We start from the raw sequence: 18,665 nt of genomic DNA on the forward strand, positions 1-18,665 counted from the left end.
AATGTGAGCTAAATTCACAGGCTCGTCGTTAAAGTTTGTGAATTTATAGAAAAAAATAAATGCAGCTGTAGATAATTGTCGGTTTTTATAGATCAGATTGTAGTATAAATAACATCATTTGAATATTAAGAACAGCATACTGCAAAAATATACAAATCAGCCAGGGGGGGACACGAAGTGAAAAAGATTAATTTGACGATGCAAATCTTTATCGGTCTGGCTTTAGGTATTATTATTGGTGCCTTATTTTACGGCAATTCAGGGGTGGAAGTCTACTTAAAGCCAATCGGCGATATTTTCATCCGCTTGATCAAGATGATTGTCGTGCCTATTGTGATCTCAACGCTCATTATCGGCGTTGCCGGCGTGGGCGATATGAAAAAACTAGGTAAACTTGGCGGAAAGTCCATTCTGTACTTTGAGATTGTAACGACAGTCGCCATCCTGTTCGGACTGCTTGTTGCCAACCTGGTTCGACCTGGTGACGGCGTGGACATGTCCCACCTGGCGAAGAGTGATATCCATTCCTATGTGGAGACTGCAGAGAAGTCAGGCCATAGCTTTATAGATACGATTGTGCATATTGTTCCTACCAATGTTATTCAAGCTCTGGGCGAGGGAGATATGCTCGCTATTATATTCTTCTCCGTACTGTTTGGACTAGGGGTAGCGGCGATTGGTGACAAGGGCAAGCCTGTGCTGAATTTCTTTGAAGGCGTAGCCGACGCCATGTTCTGGGTAACCAATCAGGTCATGCGCCTGGCTCCGTTCGGAGTATTTGCACTGATTGGAACGACAGTGGCCAAGTTTGGGTTGGCTTCATTATGGCCGTTATTGAAGCTTGTTTTGTCGGTGTACGGCTCCATGGCGCTGTTCATTGTGATTGTTTTCGGAATTATCGCCAAGCTGTGCGGTACCCGTCTCTGGACCATGATTAAAATTTTGAAAAGTGAGCTGTTGCTTGCATATTCGACGGCCAGTTCGGAAAGTGTTTTGCCTAAGATCATGGAGAAGATGGAGAAGTTCGGATGTCCTAAAGGAATTACGTCCTTTGTCATTCCGATTGGGTATTCTTTTAATCTGGACGGTTCCACCCTGTATCAGGCACTGGCTGCGATTTTCATTGCCCAAATGTATGGTATTGATCTGCCAATCACGACACAGATCACGCTGGTACTAGTATTAATTATTTCTTCCAAAGGTATTGCAGGTGTGCCGGGTGCTTCCTTTGTCGTTTTGCTCGCTACGCTTGGAGCAGTGAACCTCCCGCTGGAGGGTTTGGCTTTTATCGCTGGTATTGATCGCATTCTGGATATGGCGCGTACGGTAGTTAATGTATTAGGTAACTCGCTTGCCGCTGTGGTCATGTCCAAATGGGAAGGCCAATATGATAAAGAAAAGGGCGAGGAATACGTTGCTTCAATTAAATAAGATATAACGAACTGAATAGTTGACAGAAAGAGCACTTTTGCGCAGTAATGCAAAGGTGCCCTTTCTGTTTCCAGACTTGTTAGAATTCTTCCTTTTTCGACATTTTTCGATGTTTCCTGTATGGAATTATAGGTATATGGACATGAAAAATAAGTCTTAATGCCTATGTAATTAAAGATTTAATTATAATGATTCTTAATAAAATTCCGATATTAAATTATACCATTTTATATATTGGCTTAGAAGGGAAGATCATATATGTTTCTCAAGAAAAATGAGTCTCAATCACTTGCTCCTTTAGTAGAAGAAAGCCGCAAACTTTCACAAAGAATACAGCAAAAAGATTACTCTGCTGCAATACAGGTTTCCTCAGCTTCTCCTGAGGTTCAAGAAATCGCAAACAATGTTAACCAAGCGATAGAGTCCATGAAAAATGATGCTCAACATGTTGATATCCGTTTGAAGCTTGTTACCAAGGCTATAGAGATTGGCTTATGGGACATGGAGGTCATTGCGGGTGATCCTGTCAATCCAAGTAATACGTTCACATGGTCAGAAGAATTCCGTTCTATGCTGGGGTATCAGAGCGAAAAGGACTTCCCTAATGTATTAGATAGCTGGTCATCTCGGCTGCATCCCGAAGATTATGACAGGTCTTTGGCAGAATTGTCTGATCATTTACTGGACTTTACGGGAAAGACCCCTTATGACGTACAGTATCGCTTGAGGCTGAAGCATGGAGAATATCGTTGGTTCCGGGCTACCGGAACGACGATCCGTGACCAGCAGGGAGTGCCGCTTCGGATTGCAGGCGCTCTGTTGGATGTGCACGATCAGAAGATTAAGTCTGAGGAGCTTCAGGCATTGGTTACAAGATACGATCTCATTAATCGTGTTTTGGTGGAGGCTCCTTACGATGTAAACATTATTGGAGGAGACATTGAGAATCCGGATAGTATATTTTGGTGGTCACCGCAATTCCGGGCTACGCTGGGCTTTAAGGATGAGCAAGATTTCCCAAGCAAGCTTAGCAGTTGGGCTTCAATTCTGTATCCTGAGGACGCCGAAATGGCGATTAAAGTTTTGAATGATCATTTAAATGATTATACAGGGCGCACACCTTATGAAATGGAATGTCGTTTGGTGCGTAAGAATGGTGAGCATCGCTGGTATTATTGCAGTGGAAAAACATTGCGCGATAGCAAGGGAGTGCCTATTCGGATTGCGGGTACCATTCGTGACATTACAATAGAAAAGGAAAAGCAGGCTATTGCGGATGAACTCACGCTCAAGATCCAGCATCTCTCCGATTCCATTACGGAAATGGTGAATGGTGTTAATTCGGTTAGTAACCAAGCGCAGGAGCTGGCTACGGCTCAGGAGCAATCGACAGACGCAGCGAATCAAGCCAAAGTCAGTGCAGAAGAGACACAAAACATTTCCAACTTCATTAAAGAGATTGCAAATCAAACGAATCTGCTGGGTCTGAATGCTGCCATTGAGGCATCGCGTGCGGGCGAGCAGGGGCGGGGTTTTGCGGTAGTCGCAGATGAAGTGAGAAAACTCGCTATTCACAGTGCTGATGCGACCGGAAATATCGAGACCAGTCTGGACGAAATGAAGACACTCATCGAGCGGATTTTGCACAATATCGGGAACATGTCTACGCTGACACAGACACAAGCCGCCCTAACTCAGCAAGTGAATGCATCTACGGACGAGATCAACAGCATGTCCAAAGCTTTGTTGGATTTCGCGAGAACGATGTAAGGCTTCATGTAGAAATGAGGCCGGGCCTTAGGCGCGGTCTCTTTACTGTTTTTGGAAGATGAACTATACTTTTCGAGAATAGATCTAAAAATCACCTCATAGTAACTTTATGTGGAAAAGAGGAATATACTTGAGCTTACTTAGTTCAATATTGGTCGGAATTGTAGCTCTGGAGCATGTGTACATTCTAATATTGGAAATGTTTCTGTGGACGACTCCGCGGGCGATGCGTACGTTCGGCACCTCGAAGGAGCTGGCGGAAGCAAGCAAATCCCTGGCAGCAAATCAGGGGCTGTACAATGGCTTTTTGGCAGCCGGATTGGTGTGGGGCTTGTTCTATCCGGAACCTGTAATCGGGCGGCAAATCCAATTATTCTTTGTCATTTGTGTGGTAGTGGCTGCGGTATATGGTGCATTAACTGCCAATAAGTCTATTTTATTAAAGCAAGGTCTGCCTGCCATCCTGGCACTAATCAGTTTGTGGATACTCTGAGGACACCCTTAACGGGTGTCTTTTTCTAGATTCGATCACATAATGTCTGGAATGCTAATGACAAGGGGAATAAACAGTTTTTGACCGATTGTAAATCCGACTATTCCAATTTATAATAAATTCATTACATACTAAGAGGACACGGGGGCTAGAGCGATGCGTCGTAATTTGACTGGTGTATTGGTATTCATTGTATTGATGTTGGTTGTAAGTGCATGCTCCGGCGGGAATTCTGGATCTACGTCTGAGACGAATGGGAATACGCCCGGCACAGCTACCACAACAGCTGATAACGGACAGCCTAAAGATGGTGGCAGCCTAATCATTGGCGTACAAGCTGATCCGGTGGTGCTGAATCCGAATTATGCGGGTGATCGGGTAAGTCTGACGATAGACCAGGCGATATTCGCACCATTATTTCAAGTGAACAATGGCAAAAAGACATTTTATTTGGCAGACAGTCTGACTCCTTCAGCAGACAAGCTGACTTATACACTAAAACTGAAAAAAAATCTGACTTGGCATGATGGCGAGAAGCTGACAGCTGACGATGTTGTTTTCACCATTAACAAAATTTTGGATGAGAAGCAGCACAGCTTTTTGAGAAGTAATTTTATGGTTAATGGCAAACCGGTTCAGGCGAGCAAGGTTGATGATACAACGGTGGATTTCAAACTTCCTCAGCCAGCTCCTGCTTTTGAGGCAGCACTGGTACAGGTATCCCCGATTCCGAAGCACATTTTCGAGAATGAAGCGGATATTGAGAAAAGTACAAAAAACAACTCTCCGGTTGGATCAGGTCCTTTCAAATTTAAAGAGTACAAAACCGGTGAGTACGTTACACTCGAACGGTTCGATAACTATGTTGGCGGAAAGCCGCATCTGGATTCAGTAACATACCGGATTGTTAAAGATTCAAATGCTGCGAATTTGGCCCTTCAAAATGGTGAGATTAATGTAAACTATCTCGATCCGCAAAATGTGGAGACCATTAAAGCAACAGATAAGTTTGACATTTTCCCTTACAGCGAAGGTCGCTTGGCTTATCTGATGTTTAATGAAAACAGTGATACGAAGCAGCTGAACAAAAAAGAAGTGCGTCAGGCGCTTTCTTATGCATTAAATCAGGATGAGTTGATTCAAGTTTCCTATGGCTCCAAGGATTATGCAGACACTGCAAAATCTGCTCTGACACAGGACGTACTGTATCACACGAACGACGTTGCATTTTTTAATAATGATGTGAACAAGGCAAAAGAGCTGCTGAAATCGGCTGGAGCTGAAGGACTGAAACTGCGCATTATCATTCCGGGCGGTAACAAGGTACAGGAAGCACAAGCACTCTATATCCAGCAGAAGTTAAAGGACATAGGCGTTCAGCTGGACGTGAACAGCATGGATTCATCGGCATGGTCGCAAAAGTTCGTCGATACGAATGCCAAGGACTTTGATCTGGCGATCAGCGGCTACATCATGGGGTATGACCCTGACGCGTATCGTATTTTGTATAGCACCGGATCGTCCTCCAACTATTCGCATTATTCAAATAAAGAAGTGGATAAACTGCTGGAAGAGGGCGCGGGTGAGTCGGATACGAATAAACGTGGAGAAATTTATAAAAAGGTACAAGAGCTGCTGGCTGAGGATGCTGTCATCTATCCGATTGCTTACACCAAGACTATTGTAGCCTTCGACAAGCAGTATGGCGGTATTGATCAGGCTGTGCTGAAGCCGGTCGTGATTTTCGAGGATTTGTCCAAAATTTATCACAAATAAGACAGGGTTTTCAAAAATAAGCTGGGCTAACCAGCTTATTTTTTTCGAAAACAGCAAGGGGAAGGGAAACGTATGAGACAACTCATCGCCAGAAGGTTGCTGCAAGTTATACCGATGCTATTTTTTGTGTCCATCGTCTGCTTCGGCTTGATCAAGCTGGCCCCAGGTGATCCGGTTCTCTCTTTTGTTACACCGAATATGCATCTGGAAGACATTGAACGAATGAGGCATAGCTTGGGGCTGGACCAGCCCGCTTACGTGCAGTACATATTATGGCTTAAAAAGAGTCTAACGGGTGATCTCGGCTACTCGCTAATTAATCACCAGCCCGTGCTGGATCAGATTCTCGACCGTCTCCCGGCTACAGCCGGGTTAATGGGCGCATCCATCATACTTGCCGTGCTGGTTGCCATCCCACTTGGTTTGACGGCTGCGGCGAATCGGAATCGCTGGATCGACAAGCTCATTAATCTGATGTCGTACATCGGGATTTCTGTTCCGCTGTTTTGGCTCGGTATTTTACTTATTTATTTGTTTGCGATTTATCTGCATTGGCTTCCGAGTACTGGGATGCGTACCATCGGTACGGACTCGGTGCTGGATGTGATCAAGCATGGGATTTTACCATGTTTTGTACTGGCCTTCGGTTTTCTGTCTGTGTATGTGAGGTACATCCGTTCCAGCACAATTACGCAGCTCAAGGAAGAGTACGTGCAGATTCAATACGCGTTCGGGTCTGGAAAAAGACTAGTTTTGTTTCGACATGTGCTCAAGCATGTGCTGCTGCCCATCATTACGCTGCTCGGAATGTCGGTTGCGGACTTGGTGGCTGGAGCCATTGTGACGGAGACGGTATTTTCCTGGCCGGGCATTGGCTCGCTGGGCATGACGGCGGTAAAAGGGATGGATTATCCTGTCATCATGGGGATTACTTTATTCTCCGCTCTGCTGCTGATCCTGGGTAATCTGCTTGCGGATATCTTGTACAGCATTGCGGACCCGAGAATTAAATCAACGAGGTGAATTCATGAATCGGAGCAAATGGCGCAACATCGGGATCGAGCTGATGACGAGCAAAATGGGCGCCGTCGCCCTCATACTATTGATTGTATTTTCGCTGGGGGCGATTTCCGCATTTTTATCGCCGCAGGACCCGAATAAGTTGAACGTGCTGGAGCGTCTCCAACCACCGGGAGCGGCACACTGGTTTGGAACGGATGATTATGGGCGGGACTATTTTACAAGAGCACTGTACGGCGGACGTGTATCATTGCTGGTAGGCTTCGCGTCCATGATTATTGCGACCAGTATCGGTGCAGTGGTAGGTATTGTGAGCGGGTATTTTGGAGGATGGATCGACAATCTGCTTATGCGGGTTTTGGAGCTGATCATGTCGATTCCGTCTTTCTTGGTTATTTTGCTGCTGAGTGTGTTTTTGAAGCCGGGCGTCGGCAATATCATTGTCATTATCGCCTTGCTCATGTGGATGAACATTGCCCGGGTGGTCCGTGCAGAGACAATGACGTTGCGTGAACGGGAGTATGTACTATACGCCAAAGCTTCGGGACAAAGTACGTTTGGTATTATTATGAAGCACATTGTACCTAATCTGATTCCGGTAATTATCGTAGGGGCGACGAACAATATCGCTTCAGCAGTTATGATGGAATCGTCACTGAGCTTCCTCGGCTTTGGTGTTCAGCTGCCGAATGCTACGTGGGGCAGTATGCTGAATAATGCCCAAGGATATATTGCACAGGCCCCATATATGGCATTATTCCCGGGTTTGCTTATTTTACTGACTGTGTTGAGCTTTAATGTTTTGGGAGATGTGCTGCGTGTAGGCTTTGAACCCAAATTAGTAAAACGATGATTTATAGTTTCATAGATTCATAGTACAGGCCCATTACAAATGGCTCCAGGAGCGACAGGAAGGAGCGAAAACACGATGACAGAACATCTACTGTCCGTCGAACAGCTGGAGGTCTCCTTTTTCACTCGTGAAGGGGAAAATCAGGCAGTTCGAGGGGTTAGTTTTCACATTGATGCTGGAGAAACGGTAGGAATCGTAGGAGAATCCGGCAGCGGCAAAAGTGTTACAGCGAAAGCGATCATGTCGATGATTGCCCCGCCGGGCAAGCGGCTGAACGGCGATATTCGTTATCGGGGACAAAGTCTGACCGCTCTGACGGAAAAGCAATGGCGCAAAATACGTGGAAACCAGATTGCGATGGTCTTTCAGGACCCGATGACCTCGCTGAATCCGGTCAAAAAGGTTGGCTATCACCTGATCGAGGTGATTCGCAGACATCGAGGACTGAGCAAGGAAGCGGCTACGCAAGCAGCTGTAGAACTGCTGCGACAAGTAGGCATTACCGAGCCGGAGCGCCGAATGAACCAATACCCGCATCAATTCAGCGGCGGGATGCGCCAGCGGGTGATGATTGCTATGGCGCTCTCGTGCAGCCCGGAGCTGCTGATTGCAGATGAGCCGACTACAGCGCTGGACGTAACGATTCAGGCGCAAATCTTGGAACTGCTCAAGACGCTGAAGCAGCAATCCGACATGTCGATTGCTCTAATCACCCATGATCTGGGCGTCGTCGCCCAGGTGTGCAGCCGTGTCATCGTCATGTACGGCGGCATGGTGATGGAGGAGGGACGCGTGGACGATATCTTTTATCGTCCGGGCCACCCGTATACGCAGGGCCTGCTGCGCTCTGTGCCCCAGCGTACGAACGGCTTCCGTGAGCGGCTAGTGCCGATTGAGGGCACGCCGCCGGACCTGCTGAACCCGCCATCGGGCTGTCCGTTCATGGAACGGTGCCCGCACGCGTTTGCCCGCTGTGTGGAGCGGCCGCCGATGATAGAGCTGCGCCCGGGTCAGCGAGCAGCCTGCTGGTTGAACGATCCGGAAGCAGGGCCTGCTGGAGTCTACGAGACGCCCGAAGCGGGCCATACGGAAGGGGGGAATAACGGTGAGTGAAGCAAATAATGTATTGAGTGAGCATCAGCCATTGGTAGAGGTACACCAGCTTAAGAAGCATTTTGTGACCGCAAAGGATTTGTTAGGGCGTAGCTCTGAGGTGCTCAAGGCGGTAGATGGCGTGAGCTTTCAAATCAAGCGTGGCGAGACGTTCGGACTGGTCGGTGAGTCAGGTAGTGGGAAATCAACGGTTGGACGCTGTCTGACACGGTTATACGATTATACAGAAGGTACGGTACGCTTTGACGGCCAGGATATTTCCAAGCTGAACGATAAACAGCTCAAGCCGCTGCGTCGGCGCATTCAGAGCATTTTTCAGGACCCATATTCCTCTCTTAATCCGGGTATGAACGTGCTTGACCTGATCGGTGAGCCGATGGATATTCACAGATTGCATCAGGGGAGTGAGCGTAAGGATGCCGTAGTGGCTTTACTGGAGAAGGTAGGGCTGAAGCGAGAGCATCTGTACCGCTACTCGCACGAGTTCAGCGGCGGGCAGCGCCAGCGGATTTCCATCGCTCGTGCTCTGTCCGTGAACCCCGAGTTCATCGTCTGTGACGAGCCGATTTCGGCACTCGATGTGTCCATCCAGGCGCAGGTCATTAACACGCTGGAGGATCTCCAGCAGGAGTTCGGGCTGACGTACCTGTTCATCGCCCATGACTTGTCGATGGTGCGGCATATTTCAGACCGAATCGGTGTGATGTACCATGGGCGACTGGTAGAAGTAGCTGATGCAGATGAATTGTATGAGCAGCCCGCTCATCCTTATACGCAGGCGCTGTTGTCCTCTATCCCTGTGCCTGATCCGAGAGCAGTCGGAGAGCGCGAGGGACTGGGGGGAAGCTTGGCCCAACCAGACGGTTCATTAGTATGGGACAAGGATAACAACAGTGCAACCGAGCTGAGAGAAATCAGTCCCGGCCATTATGTAGCATACCCGGTTAACCGTTAGGGTTAAGATCGGTTGTACGATGTGCATGACCCAAAGGAGGCAAAAAACGATGACTGAATCGACGAAAAGAGTACGTATTTCCCAATGGGACGCGCTCTTGCTGGAATCATTACGCTCTTTAGGCTGGTCCCAAGAGGAATTAATCCGTCGGGTGCAGCAAAATGAGCTGCCAACGGACGGACCATCCGATTTTGATTATACAGAGCTTGTCACTGGGCTGGCGTCCCAAGAGCCGGAGGTGTTTGTCAGCGCGGTAACGGATGGATATCAGATCAAGTACAATACGATCCGGGGCATTCGTTCGTGGATTGCCGTTGCGTTCGGGCGGGAGCCTGAGCTGTCCCTGGAGGAAGGAAGCGAAGCCGTTACATCCGAACTGACGAAGGCTGAGTATGATCGGCTTGGGCGGGTACTGTCATTAGGCTGGGTCATCCAGGAAGTACGTCCCGCGGAGGGCGAGACTTCAGGATTATACCGAATTGTACCTGCTTCACAGACGCATTAAATCCTGGGGATGAAGTAATATACTTTACCAGAAATTGAAACGAGCTGACGTGGAGGCCAGCTCGTTTTTTTATTGCAATTCTTCTTCATCTTTTTTATTCAGCATAACCAGACTATTGTGAATGATCCGTGTCATGCAGTAAAAGAAGGCCATTCTGGTGGTTTGCATAATAGCTCCCAACAACATGGACATCGATTCCATTTGGGAAAAATGTAAGATAAGAATCCGGTTAATAATTCCTTCACCAAACCAGACAAAATATAGCGGAACAATCATCTTTTGAATATAACGAGCTTTACGCCCCAATTCGGGGTGGAGCGCAAAGTACCTATAAATATGGGTGAATGTATTGGAGAATCCCCACAAGTTAATAAAAGGAATCATGCGAGCAATGGCTCCCACGGTACGAATCGGATAATCGGAATGTTTTTGCCGGATGGCTTTATGTACTTGAACTAGCCAGATCAGATAGGTTACAAAACACATGTAGTACAGAACAAAGCTAAAGACTGTAAATTTTTGCTCCAATTCGTATAGATGATCATAATAAAAATCATTTGCGTAAATATACACTAACGTAAAAATAAGGATAATAAATTCACCTATAGTGCCCACCGCTAGCAAGGCTTGGTGTACGCTGCCAGCTGTCTTGGATGGAAATGCTTTGGAATCTGATTCATTCAAGATGTACTTCCTCCCAGTCTAGTTGCTTCAAATACACGATAGCATCCTCCAGTGTTTCTACGGGGATAATGCGCAGCTTGAGTCCATGTTCCTTTTGGACTCGGGCAGCCTCTGCTTCGTTGCCTTCCTCCCCATACCATTCATAATCTGCCGGTACGAAAAATAGATCAACCTTTGCCGCCTCGGCTCCCAGCAGTTTTTGCTCCAGCCCACCGACCGATCCGACATCCCCGTATTCTTCCATCGTGCCAGTGCCTGCAATTTTGTGACGTCCGCCATCTGAAAAGTCGATGTTATTGGCTTCCTCATACAGTCCGATGCCTGTCATCAGACCCAAGGAATTCCCCGCAAGATCCTGCAAATGAGTCAATAGCTCCGCATAGCGAGCATCCTCCAATTTGCTAAGATTCGAGAAAGGTGTTGAATCACCACCTGTTTCGCTGTCTACACTTAATTCCGTCGCTGCATGTACAGCTTGCATAGCAGAATATTTTAGCGTGTCCGTCTCTGAAAGGTCCTTCAAATAAGAGTCCACTTCATCAGGGGCAATGGGTTCAAACTTAATCGCACCCCCGGATACATTTTCACTGGAATATACATTCCAACGCTCCAGGAGATTGTTAGCAATACCCGTTTGAACAGACGAAAAAAACACGCTTCCCTGAACGCCAAGATCTTTGACCGGATGCATTTCTCCTTGCAAAATATACTGTGCAGGCATAGGCCGTGTTCCAATAAAGGCGGCGATAGCCGGGATCAGCAGCAGCGCGAAAATGAGTATACGTTCTTTGTTAATGCCAAATATCTTTTTGAGGAGATATGGATTACGGCTTGGCACCTCATTCACAACCTTTCCAACTGTTCTCATACGGATATCATCGGTTGAAAAGATTAGAAAGGTTACATTTTTCACCATAAATGACCGATAAGAGTATAGTAGTATTCATATTTTATGGTAAATGAGGAAAGGGGATCTTTTAAATCTGATGAGTGAACAAGAAATACATGTGGGTGAATGTGGAGGTGGGACGATCACCGCTGAGCCGAACGCAGCTCCACTACGCCCACGAAGAATTGTTTTGACGTTGTTTACAGGATTTGCTTTATTGATCCTTGGTTTGTTTCTAACGCTAATCACGGGTATATTTCCTATCAGCTATACAGAGGTATTGGAAGTGCTTTTTTCTTCAAATCCCGATCCCACATTAAAGGAAGTTGTATATCAAATTCGTATGCCATTTGCATTGGATATGTTGTTGCTTGGTGGATGTCTGGCTGTTTCAGGCACTCTTTTACAATTACGAACAGCTAATCGCTTTGCATCACCAACCTTAACCGGACTTATGCCTGGGGCAATGGTAGGGCTATGTGTTGTCCTTTTACTTGGGATGGACATAGATTCCTTTGGTAGTATGGCTCTTTGTATTGCAGGAGCAGTATTTGGGGGATTCATTGTATTTACATTGAATAAAATCCGTTTCATTCGAGGACGGTCTGCGGGAGTTCATTTATTCATAATTGGTTTCATTATTGATGTTGTCCTTCGTTCAGCGTCGGGATTTATTATGTTACTTGGAGAATATGGAGGATATCAGCAAGAGTGGGCAATCTCTCAGGGAGGTTGGGGAATAAGAGAAGGATCATTCACGTTTTGGCTTGCATTGCTTACAATTCTCGTTGCGGGATCTGTGTTTGCATTCCCCAAGCAGCTAAGTCCGTTATACCTTCCATTTGCGATTGTGTTGACCGCCGTTACTGTGTGGGCATGTGGTACCATCGGATATATAGGACTTATTGTGCCTTATTTCATGCGTTGTATGATCGGAAACCGTCCACGGCTTCTCATTTTGGGCTCCGTCTTTTGGGGGGGCGGTCTGTTAATGCTGGCCAAAGTCATTTCCGCTAGAATCAACGAGCCGGTTGGGTTTCCCGTAACCCCAGTACTGGCCTGTATCGGCATACCCTTTTTGATCTTTATGGTGTGGAGAGAATGGAAAAGAAGCTCTCTGCTTGAAAGCAGTAGATTCTGAACGACATTTGCCAGACCACTGGCACTGTTATCATAGGTGCTCCGCCAGATCATCAGACGCTCATTTTTTATGCTATATTTTATACATAAGGAAAATTTGAGAGTTGAGGTGCAGCATGACATCAATGAATATTGTCGAATCATCCGTCAAACCAGGATTAATGGCTTTTCAAGCAAGTGCTGAAGATCAGGCTGAGGTGCAGGAGTTAATTTTGAAGACGGCCAGGTGGCTGCACAGCAAAGGCTCTACGCAATGGGGACGCTTACTAAAAGGAAAAGATGATCACAACCTAGGCGGCGCTATTGCACGTGGAGAAGTGATTATTTTCCGAGCATCAGAGGATCATGGCTTGGCAGGCGCAGTGATCTTGCAGCAGCAGCCCAGTGCATGGGACCGTAAGTTGTGGGGATTAGACGAAACGGATTCTGAGGGAGGAACCTCAGTATATCTGCATCGTTTGGTTGTGGATCGCGATAGCACCGGGAAGGGTCTAGGCCTTGAGCTGATGCAATGGATTGAACAAGGTATCCACTTTACAGGCAAGGATCGAATCCGTTTAGACTGTATTGCGGGCAATGACAAGCTTAGCGAGTTTTACAGACAATGCGGTTATACGTATATAGGCGAAACGAACGGCTATAATACTTTTGAAAAGATGCTAATAAAGATTTAGAAAACTGAATTATAGCTCAAGGAATACGAAAGAAGGAAGCAGGTGATCTGCATTCTTCTTTTTTTGTTGTGCAGCCTTTACTTTCCCTTGATCGCTGTCATATCAGAGTCCTCCAAAAGAAAAAAATTATATGAAAATGAAAATGGGGATATCGTGTCTCACCCTTTTACATATGATGATAGGGAAGTTTTGTAAGCGTTTTAAAATAGGAAGGCATACAACCAAGTGAAGCTACAGGAGGCGGTTAAAGTGGACGATTACATGAGCTGGATAAAGATTGGATTTTTCCTCATCGTTCTGTTTTTACTTGCAGCGGCATGCAGTACCTCTCCCAAAATAGAGAACACAGACGGGCAAAAAGTGCGGCTTACGATGCAGGTTTGGGGTAATCCTGCGGAGGTAAAGGTGTATCAGCGGGCACTCGATGCATTTGAAAAGGAAAACCCGAATATCGAGGTTAAGCTGGTGCCTGTACCGGGAGACCAATATGAGCAAAAGCTGTTGACACAGCTTCAGGGAAGTCGCGGACCGGATGTGTTTTATTCGTATGAACCGACGATTGCGCGTTTGATCGGGGCGAAGCAGGTACAGCCTTTGGGTGAGTTTTTAAAAAGTGATGCAAGTGATGTGAAGGCTGAGGATTTTCCAGAAGGATTGTGGGGACCGGCAAAGCGTGATGGGGAAATCTATGGGGTCACTCCCGACTCAAACCCGATGGTCATGTATTACAACAAAAAGGTATTCAAGGAAGCAGGCGTGAAGACGCCGCAAGAATACTATGACGAAGGCAAGTGGAACTGGGATGCCTTTGAGGAGGCTACTTCCAAGCTGAAGGCAGCCGGAAAACAGGGTTATATTGCGGAAAACTGGTGGGCTCACTGGTATTCATGGGTCTGGTCGAATGGCGGTCAGATTTTTGATGAACAAGGCAAATATGTGCTGGACCACAATGAAAAGGGCAAGGAAGCCTTCAGTTTTATGTACGATATGGTGAAAAGGGGAAATGCCGTATATCTCGGATCACTTCCCAAAGGGCAAGGGGCTGACGCGATGTTCATGTCCAATCAAGTCGGTATGCTGGCGGCGGGAAGATGGCTGGAGCCCTTGTTTAGTCCAAATAAAAGCCTCGACTTTGATTATATCTACTGGCCATCCAATACCGGAAAGAATGAGCCCGTTGCCATTCCGGTTGCCTATGTAGCTGTAAATAAAAATAGTCCGCATGTACAAGAGGCCATGAAGCTGGCAGCATTCTACGTCTCTGTGAAGGGGCAGGAGGCGCGGCTGGTTGAAGGTGGGAATGCCATGGGTACGCTTGCTGCCGCAGATGAGAGCATTATGAAAAAGGCGACCATTGAGCATTCAAGCTATTTGACCGAGGGACGTAACATAGGGCATGCTCATGGATCTGCTTTGGCCTATGATGCTCAGGTGCCGGGGTTGAACTCGGATATCACGGAGACAATCGACCTGATGTTCTTGGGCAAGCAGGATGCTGCGGCAACCATTGAAAAGTTGAATCAGATCATATCCAAGGCGGTCAAGTAGGCACGGGATGACCCGTGACCGGGGAGGAAGGTGACTAGATGCCGAAAAAGCATCAAGCGCTGTGGGGGCCTTATAAACAAGCAAGGAACGTCGATATTTTTAATGGTCATGAGATTACCAATCTTCCCGTGAGCAGAAATTATATTAATAACCTGCTTGAGGTATACTCAGATGATGTATTGCCGTGAATATTATGAATCATCAGAGAGGCATGCCCAAATGAATGGAGGGTGCCGCGAAACAGCTAATTTACAGCTGATTTGCGACACCCTCTTTTAGTTGTCCGGACGGAAATGTACTCGTATTTCATGCTGTTTACGTCATCAACATACTATCTACGCCAGTCCATTGAAATTTCTTCTGTACTATTTGATAATCTAGACACAACAAAAGAAACGATTGACTCATATTCAAAACTACGAAAGGAGAATGCGAGTGAAATAGACTTTTACGTTATGACGTCTTGGCAATCACTCAGGGCGAGGTGCGGCTGGCCCAAGCCCAATTGAGCAGAGCCAATTCAGCGCTACCTCATGCAGCACGTTGATGTTGTCTACCTGACAGTGTTCTAATCCGCCAAGTCGTCTATCCTCTATCGGGAAGAACGTCTTGTTTTTCGAACCCGCTTGCTCATAATTTTTCAAGGCTTGTGTCAGCGGATTTGGCTGAACCAATATCTCTTCCGCTCCGTGCATTACAAGAAGCGGACATTCTATCTGGTGGAGCACGCCCTCAAGATCATAGGCAAAACGCGGATTACCCGCAAAGTCCTCCAAGCTTTTTGCCCCCAGAATTCTCATGCCATGTGCGGCCAGACTCGGTGGCATCCATTTAAGCATTGCATCCCAATCAAAGGCGTGCGTACCGCCGTCGGAGATGACGGCAGCAATCCTGTGATCGAACGAAGCGAATCGCAAAGAGTCGTAAGCTGCAAAACTCTCACCGTGCACGATAATCTTATCGGGATCGACTTCCGGCCGCGTTAGAAGAAAGTCGATTGCTCGGGAATGGAAAGCCTCACTGTCCGCTCGTCTTCCTTTTCCCTTTTCGTACAGCGAGAGGCCGGTGCCAGGCTGGTCATAGACCAGAAAGTTATATCCACACGAAATAAAAGCGGGACCTAGCCAGAAATAGTTTTCAATGGACCACTCGTCGCCACCGTTGAGAGCAAAAAGGGTCGGCTTCGGACCTTTTATCCAGGAAGGGGAGAAGAAGTAACCATCCAGCTTGACATCTTCGTAATCGATTTGGATCTTCTCCGGTTGGACATCGAAGTACTTTCCGGCAGCTTCGAAGAGTTCATTTACTTTCTTAAATACACGGATTTTCTCGGTGTCATCATCCATCACCGAATATTCCGCAATTCTGTAGTAATTGCAGGCACGAATGTAGCAGTTTCGTGCTGTATACCAGTTTCCAGCCGTTTCGGCCTCCTTGCCGTGTCTTTCCAATGCCTGAGCCGTTATGAGCCATTCCCTGTGCCACGTGTCCTTGTCATCGGGGTCGATTTTTTTGCAGGCCTCGTAGATCTCGGTGACGTCCGTAGCACCGAGGCTTGCCATACCTAAAGCTTTGGTGACTTGGTATGACATCATGTAGTGATTGGGCCAACGGCTGAACTCAATTGACATTGTAACATCCTCCTTTTCCAGTTCTAGTGATTGTAGTTTTTTTTACTACAAGTAATTTTTACAACACAAAGATAAAGCTTCGTTAAAAGAAAAATAAATGTTTGTAAAGAGAATATAAAAAACTATAAACCGCTGAAAAAATAAAAAAGGCTGCTGCCTGGGTGTTCACACCTGGCAGTAGCCTTTAACTCCTGTAGTAAAAGAAAATGTGCACAAATAAAATCAGTGTTGTGCGGCCAAGGGAAGACTGAATCTTATCCCCAAACCGCCATATTCGGAAGGGTAGGCGCAAATTTCGCCCCTATGATGTTCAATAATGGATTTACAGCTTGCAAGCCCCAGCCCCAGTCCGCCCTTTTGGATTTGCCGCGATTTATTCACAGTGAAAAATTTGAGGAACAGAGAAGATATATCCTTTTCCGGCACTCCAATTCCATTATCCTCGATTTGAAAAAAGGCATACTGTCCTAGCGGGTATCCGGTCATATACACTTTCAGCTTACTTTTCCCTCCATATCTTACAGCATTACTAAAGAGGTTGCCGAAAACCCGACGTATCATCGGTTCATTGACCATCAGCAATATATTTTCCGTAAATGAATGGCGGCAAGTAAGCTCGTTGTCAAGTCCTGCCAACTCATACTCATATTCAAGGGCAATGTTTTCAAATAATTTTGATGCTTTTACAGGTGTAGCTACCATAGATTCCAACTCCAATTTTTCTTTGGTGAAGCTGGAAAAATCATTGATGAGTTCAACCATATATCCTGACTTCTTTTGAATCAAATCATAATATTCCTGCTTTTCAGTTTCTGGTAAATCCTTGTGCGTAGCCAGCAGTTCAGTAAAACCATTAATAGATGTCAAGGGTGTTTTCAAGTCGTGGGCAATTGCCGCGATCATATCGATCTGCTCTTTGTGCGCGAGTTGAAGCCGGTGCTCCATCTTATTGAAGTGTTTATAAAGTTCTCCGATCTCGTCATTACTTCTCAGAGCTAGCGGAGGCAGTGGATGTACAATATTTACTTCTTCAAGCCTGGTATTCAGAAGCTGAATGGGTTTCTCTATGCAAAAATGAATATAGATAATTAGAATAATAAATATGAAACAGGCAATTGCAAATATGGGCAGGAGCAATGCTATATATCGCGAGTCCAGCAATGAACTGCGTATAGGGGAATATACTGCAAAGACAAGCTTCAGGTACATTCCAATAGAAAACATGAATGTTATTAACATCAGCAGGAACAAAAGAGGAAGCTTTATTTTCAGTTTCATACTATTGCTCTCTTTCCGTGTATTTATATCCTATGCCCCATATTGTTTTAATAAAGTCATATTCAGGACCAAGTTTCTTACGGATATTTTTTATATGAACCGTTACGGTATTTATTTCTCCGTATTCGTCTCCCCAGACGTTTTCATATATCTGCTCACGAGTCAATACATTATTGGGGTGGCGCATGAGGATAGACAGAATCTGAAATTCCTTCGTTGATAAGTCGAGCTTCCTGCTATTCAGGAATGCTTCAAACGTCTTATCGTTCAAAATGAGCGGAGAATCCGCCTTTTCGTTACTGGGACTAAGTTCATCCCACTCTCTAAAAAGCCTGTCCACTTTTCTGAAGTGAGCCTTTATCCTGGAGACAAGCTCCTGAATACTGAAAGGTTTGGTCATGTAATCGTCTGCTCCTATTTCGAGCCCGACGATTTTATCAATGTCCTTATCACGCGCACTTAAAAACAAAATTGGAACATTATAAGAATTTCGGATACTTCTGCAGACATCAAGTCCATCCATATCAGGCATCACTATATCAAGAACGATGAAATCAATGTGATTTTCTTCCAATGCGGATAAGGCTTCTTTCCCAGAATATGCCGAAATTATTGCAAATTGCTCGTATCTTAAACTCTTTGTGATGAGTTTTACGATTTCTTCATCGTCGTCTACAACTAATATCGTTTTTAGCATATTTATACCTCCCAGCCGCTTTAAGTGGACTGAATTTATAAAACAAGAGCCGCATGATCCTCTCGCATTGAAAAAAGTAGCGTTCAAAGCGTCTCTGCGGTCGAGCTATGCACATATTCCAGCTTGAAGACCTGCATATAGCTTTTGACGTAATGTCCGGGAGTGTGTCTAATCAAAAGGCGGTGTGAAAAGGCTGAAAACCATCACA

General features: G+C 46.0%; 18 protein-coding genes. 13 read left to right on the forward strand and 5 right to left on the reverse strand.

The features are described from left to right. Nucleotides 1-177 precede the first annotated feature (177 nt). From ACYCS5_RS16185 to ACYCS5_RS16225, 9 genes are all read left to right on the forward strand, one after another. Nucleotides 178-1,431, forward strand: a complete 1,254-nt coding sequence (locus ACYCS5_RS16185) for a cation:dicarboxylate symporter family transporter (RefSeq protein ID WP_069010145.1) — start codon at nucleotides 178-180, stop codon at nucleotides 1,429-1,431. Between the two features lie 258 nt (nucleotides 1,432-1,689). Then, a complete protein-coding gene (locus ACYCS5_RS16190) occupies nucleotides 1,690-3,201 on the forward strand; it encodes a methyl-accepting chemotaxis protein (RefSeq protein WP_029516892.1) in 1,512 nt (503 codons plus the stop codon). A gap of 130 nt (nucleotides 3,202-3,331) precedes the next feature. Then, complete coding sequence (locus tag ACYCS5_RS16195) at nucleotides 3,332-3,694, forward strand: DUF1304 domain-containing protein (RefSeq protein ID WP_013308326.1); 363 nt, start codon at nucleotides 3,332-3,334, stop codon at nucleotides 3,692-3,694. A gap of 156 nt (nucleotides 3,695-3,850) precedes the next feature. Beyond that, nucleotides 3,851-5,470, forward strand: coding sequence for an ABC transporter substrate-binding protein (locus ACYCS5_RS16200; protein WP_459759788.1), 1,620 nt, complete (start codon nucleotides 3,851-3,853; stop codon nucleotides 5,468-5,470). A gap of 72 nt (nucleotides 5,471-5,542) precedes the next feature. Further along, complete coding sequence (locus ACYCS5_RS16205; RefSeq protein WP_029516889.1) at nucleotides 5,543-6,493, forward strand: ABC transporter permease; 951 nt, start codon at nucleotides 5,543-5,545, stop codon at nucleotides 6,491-6,493. A 4-nt stretch (nucleotides 6,494-6,497) separates the two neighbouring features. Continuing rightward, nucleotides 6,498-7,343, forward strand: coding sequence for an ABC transporter permease (locus ACYCS5_RS16210; RefSeq protein ID WP_459759789.1), 846 nt, complete (start codon nucleotides 6,498-6,500; stop codon nucleotides 7,341-7,343). 75 nt (nucleotides 7,344-7,418) lie between these two features. After that, nucleotides 7,419-8,456, forward strand: coding sequence for an ABC transporter ATP-binding protein (locus ACYCS5_RS16215; RefSeq protein WP_241113454.1), 1,038 nt, complete (start codon nucleotides 7,419-7,421; stop codon nucleotides 8,454-8,456). Continuing rightward, a complete protein-coding gene (locus ACYCS5_RS16220) occupies nucleotides 8,449-9,411 on the forward strand; it encodes an ABC transporter ATP-binding protein (RefSeq protein WP_049816962.1) in 963 nt (320 codons plus the stop codon). Before ACYCS5_RS16215 ends, ACYCS5_RS16220 begins: the two co-directional genes overlap by 8 nt. 49 nt (nucleotides 9,412-9,460) lie before the next feature. Beyond that, nucleotides 9,461-9,916: a hypothetical protein gene (locus ACYCS5_RS16225; RefSeq protein ID WP_069010140.1), complete on the forward strand. Its 456-nt coding sequence runs from the start codon at nucleotides 9,461-9,463 to the stop codon at nucleotides 9,914-9,916. Nucleotides 9,917-9,985: 69 nt separating this feature from the next. Here ACYCS5_RS16225 and ACYCS5_RS16230 read toward each other — a convergent pair whose 3' ends face one another. Both ACYCS5_RS16230 and ACYCS5_RS16235 read right to left on the reverse strand, forming a co-directional pair. Next, nucleotides 9,986-10,600: a hypothetical protein gene (locus ACYCS5_RS16230; protein ID WP_069010139.1), complete on the reverse strand. Its 615-nt coding sequence runs from the start codon at nucleotides 10,598-10,600 to the stop codon at nucleotides 9,986-9,988. Next, entirely contained in the window at nucleotides 10,593-11,468 is an 876-nt protein-coding gene (locus ACYCS5_RS16235) for a hypothetical protein (RefSeq protein ID WP_318628170.1), read from the reverse strand. The genes ACYCS5_RS16230 and ACYCS5_RS16235 overlap by 8 nt, the downstream gene beginning before the upstream one ends. A gap of 118 nt (nucleotides 11,469-11,586) precedes the next feature. Here ACYCS5_RS16235 and ACYCS5_RS16240 point away from each other — a divergent pair, with 118 nt between their 5' ends. From ACYCS5_RS16240 to ACYCS5_RS16255, 4 genes are all read left to right on the forward strand, one after another. Further along, entirely contained in the window at nucleotides 11,587-12,630 is a 1,044-nt protein-coding gene (locus ACYCS5_RS16240) for an iron ABC transporter permease (RefSeq protein ID WP_165149259.1), read from the forward strand. A gap of 115 nt (nucleotides 12,631-12,745) precedes the next feature. Continuing rightward, on the forward strand, nucleotides 12,746-13,303 hold the full coding sequence (locus ACYCS5_RS16245; protein WP_459759790.1) for a GNAT family N-acetyltransferase: 558 nt from the start codon (nucleotides 12,746-12,748) through the stop codon (nucleotides 13,301-13,303). Between the two features lie 249 nt (nucleotides 13,304-13,552). Then, complete coding sequence (locus tag ACYCS5_RS16250; protein ID WP_459759791.1) at nucleotides 13,553-14,851, forward strand: ABC transporter substrate-binding protein; 1,299 nt, start codon at nucleotides 13,553-13,555, stop codon at nucleotides 14,849-14,851. Nucleotides 14,852-14,889: 38 nt separating this feature from the next. Continuing rightward, complete coding sequence (locus ACYCS5_RS16255) at nucleotides 14,890-15,039, forward strand: hypothetical protein (protein ID WP_165149244.1); 150 nt, start codon at nucleotides 14,890-14,892, stop codon at nucleotides 15,037-15,039. A 282-nt stretch (nucleotides 15,040-15,321) separates the two neighbouring features. Here ACYCS5_RS16255 and ACYCS5_RS16260 read toward each other — a convergent pair whose 3' ends face one another. From ACYCS5_RS16260 to ACYCS5_RS16270, 3 genes are all read right to left on the reverse strand, one after another. Beyond that, nucleotides 15,322-16,482, reverse strand: coding sequence for an alpha/beta hydrolase family protein (locus ACYCS5_RS16260; RefSeq protein WP_459759792.1), 1,161 nt, complete (start codon nucleotides 16,480-16,482; stop codon nucleotides 15,322-15,324). Between the two features lie 222 nt (nucleotides 16,483-16,704). Next, the gene (locus ACYCS5_RS16265; protein ID WP_341038382.1) at nucleotides 16,705-17,760 is read right to left on the reverse strand and encodes a HAMP domain-containing sensor histidine kinase; all 1,056 of its coding nucleotides are present in this window, start codon (nucleotides 17,758-17,760) and stop codon (nucleotides 16,705-16,707) included. A gap of 1 nt (nucleotide 17,761) precedes the next feature. After that, nucleotides 17,762-18,457, reverse strand: coding sequence for a response regulator transcription factor (locus tag ACYCS5_RS16270; protein WP_318628174.1), 696 nt, complete (start codon nucleotides 18,455-18,457; stop codon nucleotides 17,762-17,764). Nucleotides 18,458-18,665 lie beyond the last annotated feature (208 nt).

Source organism: Paenibacillus sp. SEL3, assembly GCF_054602585.1.